At 60.1% G+C, this 18,677-nt stretch carries 18 protein-coding genes; 9 read left to right on the forward strand and 9 right to left on the reverse strand.

The window, feature by feature from the left end; translation table 11 throughout:
* Positions 1-97: 97 nt before the first annotated feature.
* The 3 genes from DES53_RS01570 (at position 98) to DES53_RS01580 (ending at position 2,872) form a co-directional block, all read left to right on the forward strand.
* The gene (locus tag DES53_RS01570; protein WP_147263142.1) at positions 98-1,054 is read left to right on the forward strand and encodes an N-formylglutamate amidohydrolase; all 957 of its coding nucleotides are present in this window, start codon (positions 98-100) and stop codon (positions 1,052-1,054) included.
* A gap of 7 nt (positions 1,055-1,061) precedes the next feature.
* Positions 1,062-1,472 (forward strand): OsmC family protein, encoded by a 411-nt coding sequence (locus DES53_RS01575; protein ID WP_113956453.1) that lies wholly within the window; start codon positions 1,062-1,064, stop codon positions 1,470-1,472.
* 125 nt (positions 1,473-1,597) lie between these two features.
* Entirely contained in the window at positions 1,598-2,872 is a 1,275-nt protein-coding gene (locus DES53_RS01580) for a Gfo/Idh/MocA family protein (protein ID WP_113956454.1), read from the forward strand.
* A gap of 44 nt (positions 2,873-2,916) precedes the next feature.
* On the opposite strand, the gene DES53_RS01585 is transcribed toward DES53_RS01580, so the two are convergent.
* The 8 genes from DES53_RS01585 to DES53_RS01620 form a co-directional block, all read right to left on the reverse strand.
* Positions 2,917-3,921, reverse strand: a complete 1,005-nt coding sequence (locus DES53_RS01585; RefSeq protein WP_170156776.1) for a nucleotidyl transferase AbiEii/AbiGii toxin family protein — start codon at positions 3,919-3,921, stop codon at positions 2,917-2,919.
* A 4-nt stretch (positions 3,922-3,925) separates the two neighbouring features.
* A complete protein-coding gene (locus tag DES53_RS01590; protein WP_147263143.1) occupies positions 3,926-4,459 on the reverse strand; it encodes a hypothetical protein in 534 nt (177 codons plus the stop codon).
* A 171-nt stretch (positions 4,460-4,630) separates the two neighbouring features.
* Positions 4,631-5,515 carry a sugar phosphate isomerase/epimerase family protein gene (locus DES53_RS01595; RefSeq protein WP_113956457.1) on the reverse strand — a complete coding sequence of 295 codons (885 nt, stop codon included), beginning with the start codon at positions 5,513-5,515 and terminating at the stop codon, positions 4,631-4,633.
* A gap of 40 nt (positions 5,516-5,555) precedes the next feature.
* Positions 5,556-6,365 (reverse strand): SDR family oxidoreductase, encoded by an 810-nt coding sequence (locus tag DES53_RS01600; protein ID WP_113956458.1) that lies wholly within the window; start codon positions 6,363-6,365, stop codon positions 5,556-5,558.
* 33 nt (positions 6,366-6,398) lie between these two features.
* Positions 6,399-7,769, reverse strand: coding sequence for an FAD-dependent oxidoreductase (locus DES53_RS01605; protein ID WP_113956459.1), 1,371 nt, complete (start codon positions 7,767-7,769; stop codon positions 6,399-6,401).
* Between the two features lie 20 nt (positions 7,770-7,789).
* Positions 7,790-8,815 (reverse strand): zinc-binding dehydrogenase, encoded by a 1,026-nt coding sequence (locus DES53_RS01610; protein ID WP_113956460.1) that lies wholly within the window; start codon positions 8,813-8,815, stop codon positions 7,790-7,792.
* Positions 8,816-9,050: 235 nt separating this feature from the next.
* On the reverse strand, positions 9,051-9,761 hold the full coding sequence (locus DES53_RS01615; RefSeq protein ID WP_113956461.1) for an orotidine 5'-phosphate decarboxylase / HUMPS family protein: 711 nt from the start codon (positions 9,759-9,761) through the stop codon (positions 9,051-9,053).
* Between the two features lie 54 nt (positions 9,762-9,815).
* Positions 9,816-10,502 carry a GntR family transcriptional regulator gene (locus DES53_RS01620; RefSeq protein WP_113956462.1) on the reverse strand — a complete coding sequence of 229 codons (687 nt, stop codon included), beginning with the start codon at positions 10,500-10,502 and terminating at the stop codon, positions 9,816-9,818.
* Between the two features lie 169 nt (positions 10,503-10,671).
* Here DES53_RS01620 and DES53_RS01625 point away from each other — a divergent pair, with 169 nt between their 5' ends.
* Positions 10,672-11,196 carry a PH domain-containing protein gene (locus tag DES53_RS01625; RefSeq protein WP_170156777.1) on the forward strand — a complete coding sequence of 175 codons (525 nt, stop codon included), beginning with the start codon at positions 10,672-10,674 and terminating at the stop codon, positions 11,194-11,196.
* Between the two features lie 157 nt (positions 11,197-11,353).
* Positions 11,354-12,109 carry a sensor histidine kinase gene (locus tag DES53_RS01630; protein WP_113956464.1) on the forward strand — a complete coding sequence of 252 codons (756 nt, stop codon included), beginning with the start codon at positions 11,354-11,356 and terminating at the stop codon, positions 12,107-12,109.
* Positions 12,110-12,131: 22 nt separating this feature from the next.
* Here the strand turns inward: DES53_RS01630 and DES53_RS01635 are convergent, their stop codons facing one another.
* A complete protein-coding gene (locus DES53_RS01635) occupies positions 12,132-13,382 on the reverse strand; it encodes a glycosyltransferase (RefSeq protein WP_113956465.1) in 1,251 nt (416 codons plus the stop codon).
* A gap of 93 nt (positions 13,383-13,475) precedes the next feature.
* On the opposite strand from DES53_RS01635, the gene DES53_RS01640 reads away from it, so the two are divergent.
* From DES53_RS01640 to DES53_RS01655, 4 genes are read left to right on the forward strand one after another with little or no spacing between them, the layout of a single operon-like run.
* The gene (locus DES53_RS01640; RefSeq protein WP_113956466.1) at positions 13,476-15,965 is read left to right on the forward strand and encodes a DUF1592 domain-containing protein; all 2,490 of its coding nucleotides are present in this window, start codon (positions 13,476-13,478) and stop codon (positions 15,963-15,965) included.
* Positions 15,966-15,986: 21 nt separating this feature from the next.
* On the forward strand, positions 15,987-17,270 hold the full coding sequence (locus DES53_RS01645) for a DUF1552 domain-containing protein (protein ID WP_113956467.1): 1,284 nt from the start codon (positions 15,987-15,989) through the stop codon (positions 17,268-17,270).
* Positions 17,271-17,276: 6 nt separating this feature from the next.
* Entirely contained in the window at positions 17,277-18,284 is a 1,008-nt protein-coding gene (gene pdxA / locus DES53_RS01650) for a 4-hydroxythreonine-4-phosphate dehydrogenase PdxA (RefSeq protein ID WP_211325409.1), read from the forward strand.
* 21 nt (positions 18,285-18,305) lie between these two features.
* Positions 18,306-18,671, forward strand: coding sequence for a hypothetical protein (locus DES53_RS01655; protein ID WP_113956468.1), 366 nt, complete (start codon positions 18,306-18,308; stop codon positions 18,669-18,671).
* Positions 18,672-18,677: the final 6 nt, after the last annotated feature.

The following is an 18,677-nucleotide window of genomic DNA, read 5'->3' on the forward strand; positions in this document are numbered from 1 at the left end:
GCGCATTTATTCCTGTGAGGCAGTGAACCCAAGGCATCCATTCACAGCGGCAGCGCGGCGATGGAACGCCGCCTGTGTTCATGGCGTATTGGTCCTGTTGTCATTGGCAGTTCCGGCATTGGCATGGGCCGAAGAGAAGACCGCGCCGGAGTCCCGGAAAGGAGAGACTGGATACATCGAGTACTGGCCCGGTGAACTGCCCATCGTGCTCTCCGCGCCGCATGGAGGACGTCTCATCCCGAAGGAACTTCCCAACCGCACCACGGGTCGGCTCCAGCGGGATGCCTTCACGGCGGAGCTCGCGATGGAGATGCGCGATGCTTTGCAGCGGAGGTATGGTGTCGCCCCGCATCTGGTCATCTGCCATCTCGCACGTGTGAAGCTGGATGCGAACCGTGAGATCAAGGAGGCTGCACAGGGGAGCGCCGTCGCGGAGAAGGCCTGGCACGAGTACCACGGCTTTCTCCATGAGGCGGAGGGTGCCGTGATGAAGAGGTTTCCGCGTGGGCTGTATCTGGATGTCCATGGACACAGCCATGAGAAGCAGCAGGTGGAACTCGGCTACCTCCTCGGCAAGGACGAGATTCAGTGGCCACCGCAGAAGCTGAACCTCCCTGAAGTGGCTGCTCGCAGCAGCATCCGGCTACTCGACCAAAACTCAGATGAAGACTTCGCGGCCCTCCTGAAAGGACCAGCGAGCCTGGGTGGCCTGCTGGAGCAGCGCGGTGTGCCGTGCATCCCAGCTCCGGGCGCTCATGTGGATCCGGGGGATTTGTATTTCAATGGCGGGTACAACACTGAAACGCATGGCTCACTCGATGGCGTGGGCTTGGATGCCATCCAGCTCGAAGTGCCGCGCAAGTTCCGAAATGAGAAGACTGACCGCGAGGCGCTGGCACGCGCGCTGGCGGATGCCTTGGAGCCGTACTTTCAGAAACACTTCAAAATGACCTTGCCGGTCACCTCACCAAATGCGCAACCCCAGGCACCTGTCCCTGGGGCGGCCACATCTTCTGCAACATCGGGCTTGAATCAGAAGCTTCCCAGCCGTTGATGCCGCCATGGTAGAAATCAATGTCACCTATGAAGGCGGCCTGCGCACGCGCGCCATCCATGGCCCCTCGAAGACCGAACTCGTCACGGATGCACCGGTGGACAACATGGGGAAGGGAGAATCCTTCTCACCCACCGATCTTGTGGCCACTGCGCTGGCCAGCTGCATCGCCACCACCATCGGCATCGTGGCCCAGCGCAAGGGCATCGAAGTCACCGGCATGCGTGTGCGCACGGAGAAGCACATGAGCACGGACAGCCCGCGCCGCATCGTGCGCCTGCCCACCACCGTGTGGATGCCGCTGCCACCGGACCATCCCGAACGCGCCCTCTTCGAGAACACCGCTCACGGCTGCCCGGTGCACCAGAGCGTGCGTCCGGAGATCGACATCCCGATTGAGTTCGTGTGGGAGGGCTGAGAGCCCGCTCAGGTTACTGAGCACGAAATACCCGAAACTGATTCCTTCGTGACCCCGGAGGAAGATGCCCGATTCGCGCGCGTAGATGCACACCGAAGCATCTCTACCGTTTGCACTCTACGCCGATGAATCGTCGCACCCTTCTCACTCAAGGCACGGCCGCCGGAGCCGCCGTGGCTCTTTCCTCCTTCAATATCGTCCGTGCCGCGGAGCAGCCCGGAAAGAAAATGAAGGTCGCCGTCATCGCGCTCGGACGTGGCATGGGCCATGTGAGTGCCCTGCTCAATCTGCCAGATGTGGAGATCGCCTACCTCTGCGAGGTCGATCCGAAGCGCCTGGAGCGTGGACTCAAGGTGGTGTCCGACAAGCAACAGGTCTCGTGTCAGGGCGTGAAGGACTTCCGCAAGATTCTGGAGGACAAGTCGGTGGATGCAGTCTTCATCGCCACGCCGAACTTCTGGCACACGCCCATGGCCCTCATGGCCATGCAGGCAGGCAAGCACGTGTACGTGGAAAAACCCGGCAGTCAGAATCCGCGCGAAGCGGAAATGATTGTGGAGGCCTCCAAGAAGTACAACCGCCTCGTGCAAATGGGCAACCAGCGCCGCACGTGGATGAAGGAATCCATTGATGCCCTCCATGGCGGCGCCATTGGTGAGGTGAAGTTTGGCCGCGCCACCTACTACAACAAGCGCAAGGCGATTGGCGTGCCCGGCGAACTCGCAGCTCCGCCGGACCTCGACATGGATCTCTGGCAGGGACCGGTGCCGGATGAGCGGGACATGAAGCCCTTTGTGCACTATGACTGGCATTGGCTCTGGCACTGGGGCAACGGCGAACTCGGCAACAACGGCATCCACACGCTTGATATCCTGCGCTGGGGACTGAAGGTGGATTATCCCGAGCGCATCACCTACCTCGGCAACCGCTACTGGTACGACGACAAGCAGGAAACACCCGACACCGGTACCGCCGTGTACGACTGCGGTAAGGTGGGCTTTGAATGGGTGCAGAGCAGTTGTCACCAGCGCTCCGCTGAGAAGGGCATCGGCGAAATCGTCTTCTACGGAGACAAGGGCACCATGGGCATCGGCCGCGACTCATGGACCATCTACGATCTCGCTGGCGCAGAAACCGGCAAGGGCAAGGCCACCATCAAGGGCAACGACACCACCCACATCGGCAACTTCCTTGATGCCATCCGCAACAACGCCAAGCTCAACTCACCCATCGACGAAGGCCAGAAGAGCACCATGCTCTGTCACTTGGGGAACATCGCCTACCGCACCAATACCGTGGTGCGCTGTGATCCCAAGACTGGCAAGGTGCTCGACAAGGCTGCCGCTGAAAAATTCTGGGGCCGGCCGGAGTACCGCAAGGGATGGGATGTGAAGGTGTGAACTCGTGGATTGAGGCAGGAGGCAGCTTGATGCCTCCTGTCGTTTCATCGTTCCTTGTTCAAGCCGTCGATAACGGGGTGCATTGCTCTTAGAAGGCGACCGGTCCATTCTTCAGCGGTCCCCTGCACCCATGGGCACTCCTTCAAAAAATTATCCCAGTCCACGTTGTCCTCGTCTACTCGGGCGAATGGGAACCTTTTAAGAGTTCGTTCCCCTTCCCAGGTTTTGCTGTCGACCATGACCTGCTTCAAAAGTTGCGGCGGGAGGATGATTAACTCTGCGAGGAGCACAGCGTCATAGAGGTCTTTTCCTTGAGGGTACATGTCGCTTGCAAGCCACGATAACTTCCAGGCAAGCGATTCTTCCGGACTGGCCATGGTAACTCTTTTGCGCGTGCCTTGTTCGAACCTGATTTCCTCATTGATTGCTGGCGCGTGCAATGGTTGCTCGAATACAAAGTCCATCTGCACAATCGCAGGAGGAAGCTCGTCGCATCGCCATGGGAAGGCAATGCGGTGGCCGGGCGCGCGATCATAGGTCCAAATGTCTGTAGACGTGATGTTCTGGTGCTCAATCCATACATCATCGCATTGGGGATTTGCGATCACCCCCCGAATGATACCCTCCAGCATCTCCTTGGACTCTCGATCATCCATGCGCATCTCGCTTGGCTGAATCACCCAGTCAATATCACCCGGTTCGCGAGCTTCTTCTCCAAGGCACGACTTGAGAGCCAAGCTTCCACGAAGCACCAGATAGTGCGCTCCTATTCCGGAAGTCGCAATGCTCACGAGATGTGTCATGATTTTTCGTCTTGCAGACACCCAACGCTTCTGATCTTCCGGGGGAAGAACAGGGTCACCCCGACGGAATGCCCTGGTATAGTGCTGAGTGGATGGGTCGAAAATGAAGTCCGCGATGCTCTCACCGGCTGAAGGTGGCGGGCCCATGGTGGGCGGATACTCCGGGCGTTTTTGCATGCTGGCGGGAGGTGGTGAACTGGGAGCAGGCTGCCCGGACTTCCCAAAAAGCTTGTCGAAGAAGGACATGTGATTAAGGGGATGAAAGCCAGCCTGCATCGAGATCCACATTGCTGTCGAAGATCACGTACTCGGCCTCTGTCTCTAGAATGGTGAATGACTCGTTTTTTAGCTCGAACTGCAGGCGCTCAAGGGCCGCCGAGGCTGCATTACGCCCCTGCCGGTAGAGTCGCTGGGTAAGGAAACGCTCTTCGAAGGAGTCCTCTCGATGCCTTAGTGCGTTCCGCGACACCCGGGCACCGTGTCGGTTTGCGATTTCGGTGAGCAGTGTGTGCTCTTCCCCCGCCGCGAGCAGCAATTTGATGTGGTGCTCGAAATAGCAAATGGGAGGGCAAAGCATGGCATCGCTCGCATCCGCAGGAGCGGCAGGATTATCGGCATCCATTTCGATCTTGATGCGGAGCACCTCCGCTCCCATGGACTGCAGTTGTGTTGCAATGCGCTGTGCTTCGGCACGGGAGACCTGAAGACGTCCTGAGCTGTGCCTCGTGATCATGGGCTGGGAAGGGTGCTCGCCGCCCAAGAGCACAATGTGGGTCAGCTTCATGCCCTGCCTCTGAGCCCAATCGATGACCTCACCCGCGTCAGCGACCTTGAGCGTAAAATGGGTTTCGAAGCTTCCGATCGCGTCCACAGCGCAAGAAAGCCATGCCGACCGATCTAGCAAGCGAGTCGGGATGGCTTCCGAAGAAAAACACGTCGGACCGACGGGCGTTTTCTAACCCCAATACTGCGCCATCTTCTTGCGCAGGAAGGTCACGCTGCGTTCGAGTTGGTCCATGCCTTCCACGCCGTCTTCGATGCTGATCCAGCCATCGAAGCCGACACGCTTGAGTTCGGTGAAGATGGCATCGTAGTCGTTGAGGCCCTTGCCGATTTCACCGTGGCGCAGGCGCTTGGCGTAGCCGAGGGCGCCGCCTTCTTCCTTGCGGAGATCTTCGATCGTGCCTTCGATGAGGTAGCGATCGCTGGCGTGCATGGTGACCACGCGCTTGGAGACACGGTAGAGGAGCTCGAGCGGTTCCTCGCCAGCGAGGTAGGTATTGCTGGGGTCGTAGTTCACCCCGAAGTGGGAGTGATGCACGGCGTCCACCAGTTTGCAGAAGACATCCATCTTCTGAGCAAACTCGGGGTACTCCCAGAAGTCATCCTTGTAGTGATTCTCCAGGATGAGGGTGATGCCGCGCTCCTGGGCGTAGGGGAGGCATGCGTAGATGCAATCGGCGGCGAGCTTCACGCCTTCGTCCATGCTGAGCTCCGGACGACGCTGGCCGCTGAGCACCCGGCAGTAGGAGCCGCCGAGGACCTCGGTCATGTCGATCCAGCGTTTCTGCTTGGCGATCTCCTTCTCACGGAAGGCGGCATCAGGATGGGTGAAGTCCGGTGAGCAGCACATCATGGGGATGCACTTGCCGGTATCCTCCACCTCCTTGCGGAAGCGAGACCAGTTGGATTCATCGGCCATCTCCAGGAGGCCTGCGTACCATTCGAGGCCATCGATATCGAGCTTGGACGCGAGAGCGATCCATTCAGAGACTTTCATGGTGCCGTCCTTGCAGAGAGCCTGCATGAACGCTTTGGGGAAGGCGGCGAGTTTTGGCATGAGTCGGGAAGAGGCGACGAGGTGAGGAAAGTTGGGACAACTACTTGGCGGGTGTCGGGATCGTGGTGGCGTCCTTCGGAGGATTGCGGCCGATGAAAGGATGCTGTTCCAGATCCACGACCTGTCCGCTGATGGGACCGCTTTCGTCCGCGAGCCAGTACACGACTGCGGCGGCGATCTCTGCAGGCCACAGGATACGACCGGCCGGCGCATACACCTTGGGTACCTGGGTGTACCAGTCATCGGCGAGGCCGTGTTCGCGTTTACGTTGGGCCTCGTTTTCTGTGAGTACCCAACCAGGATTGATCTGGTTCACACGCACGCCGTCTTCGCGCATGAGCGTATCGCCGAGATTGCGGGTGAGGGTCATGAGTGCGCCCTTGGACACACTGTAGGGGAAGAGATTGGGCTCGCCACTCCAGGCATTCACGGAGCCGATGTTCAAAACCGCGCCACGTACCTTGCGAAGCTCCGGAAGCGCGGCCTTGATGAGGGAGAAGGGAGCAAGCGTGTTCACCTCCAGCATGCGGCGGAAGAAGGCGAGGTCCGTGGTGTGGATGTTCGAGGCGGAGACCATCGCCGCGTTGTTCACCACGGCATCCAGCTTGCCGAAGGTGGAGACAGCGAGCTGTACCAGACGCTCTGAGGAGCCTTCTGCTGTGAGATCTTCGATGTGCAGCACGGCTCTATCCTTGCCGAGTTCCGCGACGAGCGCTTCGCCCAAGTCTTTCTCAAGACCGTGGATGACGACGCGGGCGCCTTCGGCCACGCAGCGTTGTGCAATGGCCTTGCCGATGCCGGTGCAGCTACCGGTGACGAGTACGACTTTATCCTGAAGACGGGATGACATGGAAAGAGAGGAAGTGTGGTGTAATGGAAACTATCATGTCTGGGTGAATGGACCGGCATTCACCTTGGTGAGGGCCTCGCGGACCTTTTGGCCATTCAGCGTGGCCACTTCGGCCTTCGATTGCAGGGCCAGTGCCGCAGCGCATCCGGCTGCCTCGCCCATGGCCATCGCAGTGACGGTCACGCGGGTGGAGGCATGTGCACCACGAGTGGCGGAATGGCAGCGGCCAGCAACGAGAAGGTTCTCGATCTTCTGCGGCAGCAGGGATCGATAAGGGATGTCGTACGGCGCAGGCTGCACCTTCTCCGGCTGGAAATCATTCGCGCTGCCCAGTGTTGTCTTGTTGGGATGAAGGTCCAGGTACCAGCAGCCTGTAGCGATGGCGTCATCGAAGGAGTGTCCCTTCATGATGTCGTCCTCATTGAGCACGTGCTGGCCGATGAGACGTCGCGACTCGCGCACACCAATCCACGGATAGGATTCGATGAAATAGGAATCTTTGAATGCAGGCACCTCCGCCTTCCATGCGTGGAACATGGCAAGCGCATCTGCGCGTCCCTGCATCTCTGCTCGCGAGAGATCGGCTGCGTCCGTGGGATTGGCCGGGACGCGCACGCCGTGGATATACACCTCGTCCTTGCCATAAGTGAAGCCGACCCCGGGGCCGTAAAAGTGTGGCAGTTCCCCGCGTTGCTGGGCATTGATTAGAGCAGTGCGGCACAGCGCACTGATGCCTTTCGTGGGTTGCACGTGACCAATGCGGAAATGCAGCGTGAGTGGTTGCACCTCGGCGCTCTGTTCAGTGGGAGCACCAGCCCAGGCGGCCACATCGGCGTCGCCGGTGCAGTCGATGACCACCTTGGGGCGGATGCGCACCAGGCCATCCTTGTTCGCAATGGTGACTGAAGTGATGCGGCCACCGGAAGATTCGGCATCACAGGCCACGGAATTGAAGAGCACCTTCAGTTTTTCACCGCAGGCCTGCAGTTCACGATCCAGGAGCACCTTGAACTCAAAGGTGTTCGGAATCGTGGGATTGTGCGGCTTGATGTGCGTGGCGTCCGGTTTGCACACGCCCGTCTTCGCGAGCAGTTCCAGCGCGATGCCCTTCACCACGACACGGAAATCCTTGATGTTGGAAATGCCGTCGAAGTAGGGCAAGCCTACATTCGTGATGATGCCACCGGCAAAGGGAGCCTTCTCCACGAGCAGTGTCTTCGCCCCGGCGCGTGCCGCACTCAGAGCCGCCGTCGTTCCTGCGCAGCCGCCGCCGCACACGAGCACGTCGGTTTCAATTTCACGCAGGTTCTTCTTTGGGGCTGCTTCAGGCGACTGCGCACTCAAGAGAGGGGCGCTTACAGCGGCAGCCGCGGAAGAGGTGAGGAAGGTGCGACGCGTGTTCATGGCATCGTGTCGGGGTTGTGTTACACCGGCTTCAGCACGCTCTTCACCACTTCGCCCTTGTGCATCTTCTCAAAGGCCTCATGCCACTCCGTGATGGGCCACACGCCACCGATGATCGGGCGCACGTCCATCTGGCCGCTGGCGAGCAACGCGATGACGCGCTCCCAGATGGGCCAGTTATGGCTGAAGCTTCCCTGCAGAGTGATGTTCTTCTGCACGAGCGGATCGATGTTGAACCCAAGCGGCTGCGGACCCCAACCCACCTTGCTGATCCATCCGGCGGGACGCACGAGATCGAGCGCGATGCGCAATGTCACGCTGGCACCGGCGGCATCGATAATGCCATCTGCACCCATGCCGTCGCGCTCCATGGCCCAGGGCTTGGCATCACCGATGATGACCTGGCAGCCATACTTTTTCGCGATCTCAAGACGATGCGCGTCCTGCTCCAGACCCACAATCGCCACTTCTGCACCACACAGGCGCGCCATGGCCGCGCAGAGAATGCCGATGGTGCCAGGTCCCAGCACCACCACGCGGTCACCGGGCTCGATGCGCGCGTTCCTCACCACGGCATTGTACGCCACACAGCAGGGTTCCGTGAGACACGCCTGCTCAAAGGGAAGCTGGTCTGGCACATGGTGCAGAATGCGGGAGGGCACGCGCACGTACTTGGTCATCGCGCCGTTCACGCCGTAGCCGAAGCCCTTGCGAGTCGGGTCCAGATTGTACAGCCCACGACGTGTCATGGGATTGTTCTGGCTGATGATGGCGGCGGTCTCGCTCACCACACGGTCGCCTTCCTTCCAGCCCTGCACGTCCTTGCCCACCTGCACAATGTGTCCGCCGAACTCATGGCCCAGCACCACGGGATAGTTCACCGGCCAGGAGTGGTCCGCCGTCCACTGGTGCAGGTCACTGCCGCACACGCCGACATTGGCGACTTCGAGCAGCACATCCTCACTGCCGATCTCCGGCTTGGGGATTTCACGGATTTCGACGGAGCCCTTTTCGGGCGCGAAGTTGACGACGGCAGCGGAGTTCATGGGGGGAAGGGGAATTACGAGGAAAGGCGGTGGCGGGCGTCAGTAGTCAGTAGTCAGTAGTCAGTAGTCAGTAGTCAGTAGTCAGTAGTCAGTAGTCAGTAGTCAGTAGTCAGTAGTCAGTAGTCAGTAGTCAGTGCGACGCCTTGGTGAATGAAAAACGAGAGTTTCAAGACTTGAGTATCAAACTCTCAAACGACATCAGTTTCAGTTCTACTTACTATCTACTACTTACTTTTTACTTGCCTGCGCCCACAGCTACATCGCCATAGGCGTGGATCTTTTCACAGATCAGGCGAAGAGAGCTTTCAAGATCACCATCCGCAGTCTTGAAGGCATCCGCATCAATGGTGAGCGGAGCGCCCAGCACCACGAGCGGGGCGCCGAACTCAGGGCAGCGGATGGCTTGCTCCAGCGTAAGTCCACCGACGGCCTGCACGGGAATCTTCACCGCCTGCACCACTTCGCGAAGCTGGTCGAGCGGGCTGGGCATGCGATGACCGGCGGCGGCGATGCCACGGCGCTCATCATAGCCGATGTGGTGAATCACATAGTCACAGCCGAGGTCTTCCAGCCACTTTGCGCCTTCTACCATGTCAGGGCACACCATGTTGTCGCCCATCACCTTTGCGCCGAAGTCACGACCGGCATTCACCACGCATTTGATGGTCTCAGCGTGCGCGCGTGCCATCACCACCACGTGGGTGGCGCCGGCCTTGGCCATCATCTCCGCTTCCAAATAGCCGCCATCCATGGTCTTGAGGTCAGCGACGATGGGCGTGTTCGGGAACGCTTTGCGCAAGGCACGCACGCCATGCAGTCCTTCCGCAAGGATGAGCGGCGTGCCTGCCTCCAGCCAGTCCACGCCAGCGCGCATGGCCAGCGCGGCGGTCTCAAGGGCTTCGTCGATGTTGGTGAGGTCGAGGGAGATTTGAACGATGGGTTTCATGACGGAGGAAGCGAGTACTAAAAAACAAAGTCGGGCGGTTGATGAGCATGCAGGTCACGCCACCGTGGTTTCATCCGCGGGCATCCATTCGGCCCATTCACGGATATGCTTCTGCATCTGCTGCACCGCCTTCTCGGGATCACCTGCAGAGAGTGCGCGGAAGATGGGGCGATGCCCGCGCAGGGCGTGGTCGCTCACAGGAATGTCATTCGCTGCCTGCCAGCGGTGTGCCTTGGCCAGGAGCAGCTCGAATTGGGTCCGCACCGTATGCCAGCAGACGCGCAGGCGTTCATGGCGTGCGGCCTGCATGATGAGGTCATGGAACTCGACGTCCAGACGGCTGATGTTCGTCACGTCCTTTTCCTCTTCCAGAGCATCGAGATTGCTCTTCAGCAGCGCGAGATCCTGGGAGGTCACCTTTTCTGCAGCGAGTTTCACGCTCATCAATTCCAGGTTGAGCCGCAGTGACAGGATTTCCTCGAAGTCCGCCTTGGTGAACTGGCGAACCTGGCAACGGCCGCGATGATCAAAGACCACCACGCCATCGTGTTCCAGTTCTGCGAGGGCCTCACGGACGGGCACTCGGCTCACATGAAGCTGCTCTGCGAGCTTGGGCTCACTCACCTGGCTGCCTTCGGCGATCTGGCCCGAGATGATGGCGCGACGTACCTGGGCGGCCACCTCCTCGGCGAGAGTGGAGCGGCGGATGGCTTGGAGACCGTTAGGAGGCAGGGATGACATGCTGTATACAGTATAAGTGTGATTTGTAGGCAGATGGCAAGGTCCGTCAACCAAGATGTTGCGATTTTGTCCCCACCGGCGCGAGGCCCAAGATTCTCAGAAGTCCGCTGGCGCAGTGGATTTCCTGCGTTTAGTTCCACCCAACAACCAACTCCGCTCCTGCAAAGCTATGCCTGTGGAAGATGCGTCCCCGACTCCGCCTGCGACCCAAGAGACCGTCCTCTGGTCAGGTCACTCTTCCCAGTGGGTCCATTTCTGGTGGTACCTCTTCTGCGTACTCCTGGCCATCGCCGCTGCGGTGGGTGCTTTGTTCACCGCAGGGCTGTCGCTGGTAGGACTTCTCATCCCGCTCCTGATGTGGATTGGGCGCTGGTGGATGACCCGCACGACCAAGTACGAACTGACCTCCCAGCGCCTGCGAAAGACCTCCGGCATCCTGAACCGCACCCTCGATGAACTCGAACTCTACCGCGTGAAGGACTACAGTGTGGAGATGCCGCTGCTCATGCGCATCTTCGGTCTCGGCAATATCCGCCTGGTCACCTCGGATGCGACTACCCCCGTTGTCGATATCCCCGCGATCAAAGATGCGATGGAAGTGCGCGAACTGCTTCGCACGGCGGTGCAGGCTGAGCGCGACCGCAAGCGCGTCCGCGAGCTGGATGTGGACGGGCCTGGGGGAGCGATTCCTTGAGCAACGACGGAATTGAATCGTTTGCCCGGCAAAAAATGTTCGCTGATGATCGATTCAGTTCTAGCAAATGAGAGTAATTCCAGCTCTCATGAACATGATAGCACGCACCAAATAGGTGTAGACTTTTAACTTCACTTAACTAAACTCCGTGGAAATTATGACGGCTGCGCACACTACCGCTACTTCCGGAGTTGTTTTCACTCATCCCACCCTGCTCGCCGCAAGCACTGAAACGGGGGATGGCTATCATCAGGAGCTCCTTCGGGGCGTCACGCACAAGCTGAACAATCTCCTCGCCATCATCCAGGGCTTCAGCAGCCTCATCCTGATGAATGACGACCTCGACGAAGGTTCGAAGGAGAACATGCAGCACATCAAGGAAGCGAGTCTCGCCGTCTCAGGCCTGAGCGAGCGCATCCGTGTCGCTGGTGGTTGTGCGAAGATCACGCCTCAAACGCTGAATCTCACGGACTACCTCAGTGCGGTGGAAATGTCCCTGCGCGAGCCCTTCTCCAAGGCTGGTGTTCCTTTCGATATCGAGGTGTCTCCCGGACTGCCAAACGTCGATACCGATCCTTCCAAGCTCAAGGATCTGGTCCTTGAAATCCTGCGCAATGCCGCCTCCGCCGCGCAAAAGGGTGGCGGCCGTGCGCTCATGCAGATCAGTGGCCCCGGCATCGTGACCCCGACCCAGGAAGGCAGCGTGGACATTCTCATCACGAACACCGGCTCCACGATTCCGGCGGACAAGATCCAGGAGGTGTTCAAGCCTTTCGTCAGCAGCCGCAGCAGTCATCATCTTGGTCTTGGCCTGACCGTCGCGGCGATGCTTGCCCGCCAGATGAACGTACGCCTCGGGGTGAATTCCCAAGAGAACATGGTCACCTTCTGGCTGAGCCTGCCGATGGCGTGAGTAAGGCGAGTGCGTCAGCGGCTCACCCGCGACGCGTCACGCTCTCCAGAACTCCCAGTGCGATCTCCGCGGGTCGCGCTTCCCGGCATTTTTCGGCGGCGGTGCGGCATGCTGCGCCCACAAGGTCATCCTCGGAGAGGAACTTCAGCATCGCCGCGACTTTGGCAGCGTTGAAATCCCTGTGCAGCAAGCTCGCCCCCGCGCCCAGTCGTGCGAGCCGCATCGCATTGTCCGGCTGATCGTGGCCCATTGGCATCAGGAGCTGTGGTACACCGGCAGCGAGTGCTTGTGAGAGCGTACCAATACCGCCGTGGTGGATCAGCACATTCACCCGCGGTAGCAAATCGCCGAAGGGCAGGTAGTCGAAATGCCGCGCGAACTCGGGTAGTGGTGAAGGCAACTGCTCTGGATACCGGGTGCCGATCAGGGCTCGCATGCCGGCGAGACGGCAGGCCTCCAGCCCCTCGCGGAAGAAGTCGTGCGCTTGCGCATTGCCAGAGCCGGGACTCATGAGCACCGGCTTGTCCCCGGCATCGAGCCACGTTCTCAAAGAGGCCGGCAGTTCGAATTGACCCTTCAGATCCTCCAGTGGAAACCCGGTCTGCGTGGTGTGCTCCGGCCAGTCCGGTTGCGCCGCGGAGAACCACGAGGGGAAGAGCGCAAGATTCGCATCCGGTGAGTGCATCCAATGGGGCAGGGGACGAGGCGGAGGCGTGACCCCGACCTCGCGGCACAGCTTTTTGAGCACCGGAGAGAGCTTGAAGTCGGCCGGATTTGGCAGGGAAAACATCAGCCGCTTCATCCACTTGGGCAGCTTTGTGATCCACTCCAGGCCCGGGATGAGCACTGGGGTGTCATGCAGGCTCAGGAAGCAAGAGGGTTGCAGATGGGTGGATACCAGAGGCACGTGGAATTTCTCCCTCGCCACCCGCGCCGCGAAGAGGTGAAACGGCGACACCAGTCGTGTCTCACCCGGACGCACTCGTGAGGCGATGATCTCGTAACAGGGGACGAGGAATTTGGCGCCGTACTCCAGCACCAATGCGGTGCCTTTCAGTGGCTTCCACAGGTCGGGGTGGTGGATAATGGCCTCAAACTCCTCGTCCTTGCCCAGCGGATGGAAGGGCAGCCCGGCTCGCTCCACCATCTCGCGAAACATGGGGGCAGTGATGAGCTCCACCTCGTGGCCGCGGGACTGGAGCAGCCGGCCCATCCAGATGAAGGGGTTCACATCACCAGCGCTGCCAAAGGGGGTCAGGAGAAAGTGCGACATCCGCCTAACGCTGCACCATTCCCGCCCGTTCGTAAAATGACGCCTCCAGTGCAATCGGGGGCCTGCCCACCCTGTATTGCTCTGCCCGGAAAAATGCCCACGCTCTCCCGCTCACTGATTCCCATCAGCACCCAGGCATATGCTGCCACTACCCTGGCCGCTTCGTTTGCTTTTCTGACGTCGCTGGATGCCGCGCCCAATATCACAAGCTTTGTCGATCAACATTGCGCCGAGTGCCATGATGCGGATGTGAAGAAAGGTGGACTCGATCTCACGGCTTTGAAATGGGATCCCGCCAAGCGCGAGAACTTCGATGAGTGGGTGAAGATCTTCGATCGTGTGGTGACAGGCGAGATGCCTCCGGCGAAGAAACCGCGTCCTGAAGCGACCGAGCTCACGCCCTTCCTCTCCTCGATCAAGGGCGAGTTGCACAACGCGAACATGGCCCGGCAAAAGGTGACAGGACGCACCCTCCTGCGACGGCTCAACCGCACCGAGTATGAACGCACCGTGCAGGACCTGCTCGGCATCCAGACTCCTTTGAAGGATATCCTTCCCGAAGATACCCCCATGCACGGCTTCGACACCGTGGCGGAGGGGCTGCGGCTCTCCACCCTGCAAATCGAAAAGTACCTGGAGGCAGCGGACACGGCGATCGAGGCGGCCATCAATCTTCAGGTCGCTCCGGCACCGTCCACCAAGAAGCAGTACTTCTTCAAGGATGATCAGGGCACCCGGAAGCACCTCGACATCGCGGAAGGCACCATCACGAACAAGAACGATCCCAAGAGCGCGCACAAGCACCTGCTGAAGGAACTGCCCGACGCGGTGGTGTTTTTTAACGAAGGCTATCCTTCCGCGAAGATTCACCAGTTCAACCCGCGCTTCACGGGCATGTACAAGCTGCGCCTGGCAGGGTACGTGCATCAGAGCATGGGCCACCCGGTGGTGATGCGGGTATACGCGGATAACTATCGTGAGAAGCGCCTGCTGGGATACTTCGACATCACAGAGCAACCCCGCGTGGTGGAAATGACAGTGATGCTCAAGGAGGGCGAGCACCTGAACATCCAGCCCTCTGACTCGGGAGTGGATGCGAAGGGAAAGAATGTTTACAACATCAACGTGAAGGAGTTCACGGGTCCGGGCCTGGCTTTGCAGTGGTTGGAAGCAGAAGGCCCACTCCTGGAGAGCTGGCCGCCGCCCAGCGTGAAGAAGCTTTTTGGCGATACGCCTGTCAATCCCACGGACCCAAAGAAGAAGACCTTCCGCAATAACCGGCAGATCGGCTTCGAACTTGCCCCGGTGGATCCCAAGGCCTCCGCACGCCAGCTTCTGGAAAACTTCGCCGCGCGCGCCTTCCGACGTCCGCTGGAAGCGGGTGAGGCAGATCGCTTCGTGAAGCTCTCGACCGATGCGATGGATGCCGGCGATAGCTTCCTTGATGCCATGCGTCTGGGTTTCCGTGCCGTGCTCACGGCGCCGCAGTTCCTCCTGTTTGAAGAGAAGCCTGGGAAGCTCGACGACTACGCGCTGGCCTCGCGCCTCTCCTACTTCCTCTGGAGCACCCTGCCAGATGAAACCCTGATGAAGCTCGCCGCGGAGAAGAAGCTCTCGCAGCCTGAAGTGCTGCGCGCCCAGACAGAGCGCCTGCTCAAGGACGAGAAGGCGAAGGCCTTCGTGCAAAACTTCGCGGGCCAGTGGCTCGACCTGCGCAGCATCGCGGCCACCTCGCCGGATAAGCGGCTTTACCCGGAGTTCGATGAGCTCATGCAGCTCGGCATGGTGGCGGAGACGGAGGCGTTCTTTGCCGAAATCCTGAAGAACAATCTGAGCGTGTCGAACTTCATCGACTCGAAGTTTGCCATGCTGAACCGCTGCATGGCTGAGCTCTACGAAATTGAGGGCGTGAAGGGTGAGGAATTCCGCAAGGTGGCGCTGCCTGTGGGCAGCCCCCGTGGCGGCGTGCTCACCCAGGCCAGCGTGCTGAAGGTCACCGCCAATGGTACCACGACCTCCCCCGTGATGCGTGGCGCATGGGTGCTGAAGCGCATCCTCGGCCAGCCGCCCGCTCCACCTCCACCCGGGGTGGGCTCCGTAGAGCCGGATACACGTGGCGCCACGACCATTCGCGAGCTGCTCGCCCTGCACCGCAATGTGGAGAGCTGCGCAGGCTGCCACAGCAAGATTGATCCGCCCGGCTTCGCTCTGGAGAGCTTCGATGTCATCGGTGGGTGGCGCGAGCGCTATCGCTCCCAGGGGAAGGGCGACGCAGCTCCCACCAAGCGGCCGGGAAGGTATCCTCCGTACAAGCTGGGCCCCGCCGTGGATGCCACTGGAGAGCTGACCGACGGAAGCAAGTTCAACGGCATCGTCGAATTCAAGCAACTCCTACTCAAGCAGGAGACCCAGATGCTGCGTGCGCTCACCGGGAAGCTGCTCACCTACGCCAGCGGCGCGGGCATCTCCTTTGCTGACCGTGCCACGGTGGAGGACATCGCAAACCGTACCGCACAGCAGGGCAGCGGCTTACGTACACTCGTGCACGAGATTGTTGCCAGCCCCGCCTTTCAGAGCAAGTAACTCCCTCCTTCCGGCCTTCCCATGAATCGCATCCCCGCCAGCATGTCCCGCCGCTCCTTCCTGCGCGGCACCGGTGTCTCCCTTGCTTTGCCTTTCCTGGATGCCATGTGGCCCGGACGCGCCAGTGCCGCGGGAGCCGCAGCCACCGCGCCGAAGCGCATGGTCACGGTGTGTGCTTCGCTGGGGATTTATGTCCCGGACCTCATCCCCACAAAGACAGGCCGCGACTACGAACTCACACCGTATTTGAGTCAGCTGAAGGACCATCGGAATGACTTCACCGTCTTCTCCGGTCTCTCCCACCCGGAACAGTCCGGCGCGGATGGCCACTCCTCCGAGATGACCTGGCTCACCGCTGCGCGCCATCCCGGCCTCGGCGGCTTCCGCAACAGCATCTCGCTCGACCAGTACGTGGCGGAGAAGATTGGCTACGAGACGCGCTACCCCTCGCTCGTGCTCGGCACGGGAGGCACGAGCCAGAGCTACACCCGCAGCGGCGTCATGATTCCGGCGGACTCCAAGCCCTCGCAAATTTTTGCCAAGCTCTTCCTGGACGGCACGCCAGACCAGATCAAGAACCAGATGCGCAAGCTCCGCGAGGGGCGCAGCATCATGGACACCGTGACGGAGGAGGCGAAGCGCTTCGAGCGCCGCGTGGGCAGCGCCGACCGCGACAAGCTTGATGAATACTACACCTCCGTACGTGAAATGGAGCAGCGCCTCGCCAAGGCGGAAGACTGGGTGCAGAAGCCCAAACCCAAAGTCGATGCCACCGCGCCGCAGGACATCACCAATGAGGCTGATACCATCGGGCGCATGACCCTTTTGTTTGAGCTCATCCCTCTTGCACTGCAGACGGATAGCACCCGCCTCATCACCATTCTCCTGCAGGCGCGTGGAGACGTGCCGCCGGTGCAGGGCGTCACCATTGACCATCATAACCTATCACACCACGGCCAGGATCCGGAGAAGATCCGCCAGCTGCGTCTCATTGAGGAGGCTGAGTTCCGAGCCTTCAATGGTCTGCTCACTTCGTTGAAGGCCAAGAAGGAGGGCGGCGGCTCCCTTCTGGACAGCACCATGGTCCTCTTCGGCAGCAACCTGGGGAATGCCAATTCCCATGACTGGCACAACCTGCCCATGGTGCTTGCCGGCGGCGGCTTCAAGCACGGGCAGCACCTTGGATTCGACGCGAAAAATAACATCCCCCTCAGCAACCTCTTCGTGCAGATGCTCCAGCGCATGTCCGTGGAGACAGACGCTTTTGGCACCAGCACTGGCGCCAGCGTCCCGGGTCTTGTATAAGAGGAGATGGCGGCGAAACAAAAACCCATCATCGCCCTTACCATGGGCGACCCCGCTGGCGTCGGACCGGAGGTGTGCCTGCATCTCATCACGCGCCAGAGCATCTCGGAGATCTGCACGCCAGTCATCTTTGGTGACGCGTTGATCCTCAAGCGCGTTGCCGCCCTTACGAACCTTCCTTTCGAGGCGGAAATCCTCAAGCCGGCGGAGTGGCGGAGCCGCCGCAAGAAGCTGAACCGGCCCGCCATTCTGGACCTGCCTGCATTGAATGCGGATCGTGTGACACCAGGTGAAATCGGTGCCCACACCGGAGCCGCTGCCTTCGCCTATGTCGAGGCCTCTATCGAAGCCGCGCTCGCAGGTGAGATTGCTGGTGTGGCCACAGGCCCGCTCAACAAGGAGGCGCTGCACATGGCTGGCATCAATTTTCCCGGGCATACGGAGATCTTTGCTTCACGCACGCACGCGCCCCGCTGGTGCATGATGCAGTACTCGGAGGAAATCACCTGTACCTTCGTCACCGTGCACGTGGGCTACGCTGAGGTGCCAGCCCTGCTCACGCAGGAACGCATCCTGGATGTCATCGAACTCACGGCGGACGCCCTGCAACGCATCCGCGGATACGCGCCGAAGATCGTGGTGTGTGGCCTGAATCCCCACGCCGGTGAGCACGGCCTCTTCGGAAATCAGGAGGAGGAGCGCGTCATCATTCCCGCCATCGAGATTGCTTGCGCGAAGGGCTTGCAGATTGAAGGCCCGCTTCCTCCCGATACCTGTTTTGTCCCTGCCAAGCGCAAGACCACCGACGCCTTCGTGTGCATGTATCACGACCAGGGGCACATCCCCGTGAAGGCCCTCGCCTTCGACAGCGCTGTGAACACCACGCTCGGTCTTCCTGTCATCCGTACCAGCGTGGACCACGGCACCGCCTTGGACATCGCCTGGCAGGGCAAAGCGAATCCCGGCAGTATGATTCAGGCAGTGCGTCTGGCGGTGAAGCTGGCGGGTGGGTGAGCAGGCTGAAGGCTTGAATCCATGAGACGCGCTCTTGCTATCACTGGCATCCTTTTTCTGGTGGCACCGCTTCTTCTCGTGCTGTGGACGGTGATCCAATACTTCGTGCTGAAGTCCCAGATTCACCATGTCGAGGAGCAGTTCGCCAGAGCCAGCATTGTGCTCATGGCCTTTCAACTCCAAGGTGGAGTGTGCACTGGGTTCGTTGGGATGATCCTTCTTGGACTTTGTGTCGACGGCCAGGGCTATCGACCACGATGGCTCCTCTGGTGGATGATCAGCCTCGGTGTACTGTGGCTTCTCTATTTCCCCCTTGGTAGCACGTTGGGACTGGCACTGCTGATTTACACTGCCTCAAAGAGGAAGAAGTTTGGCGTGGTGCGATAATTCGTC

This window comes from Roseimicrobium gellanilyticum (assembly GCF_003315205.1).
GTDB classification, from domain to species: Bacteria; Verrucomicrobiota; Verrucomicrobiia; order Verrucomicrobiales; family Verrucomicrobiaceae; genus Roseimicrobium; species Roseimicrobium gellanilyticum.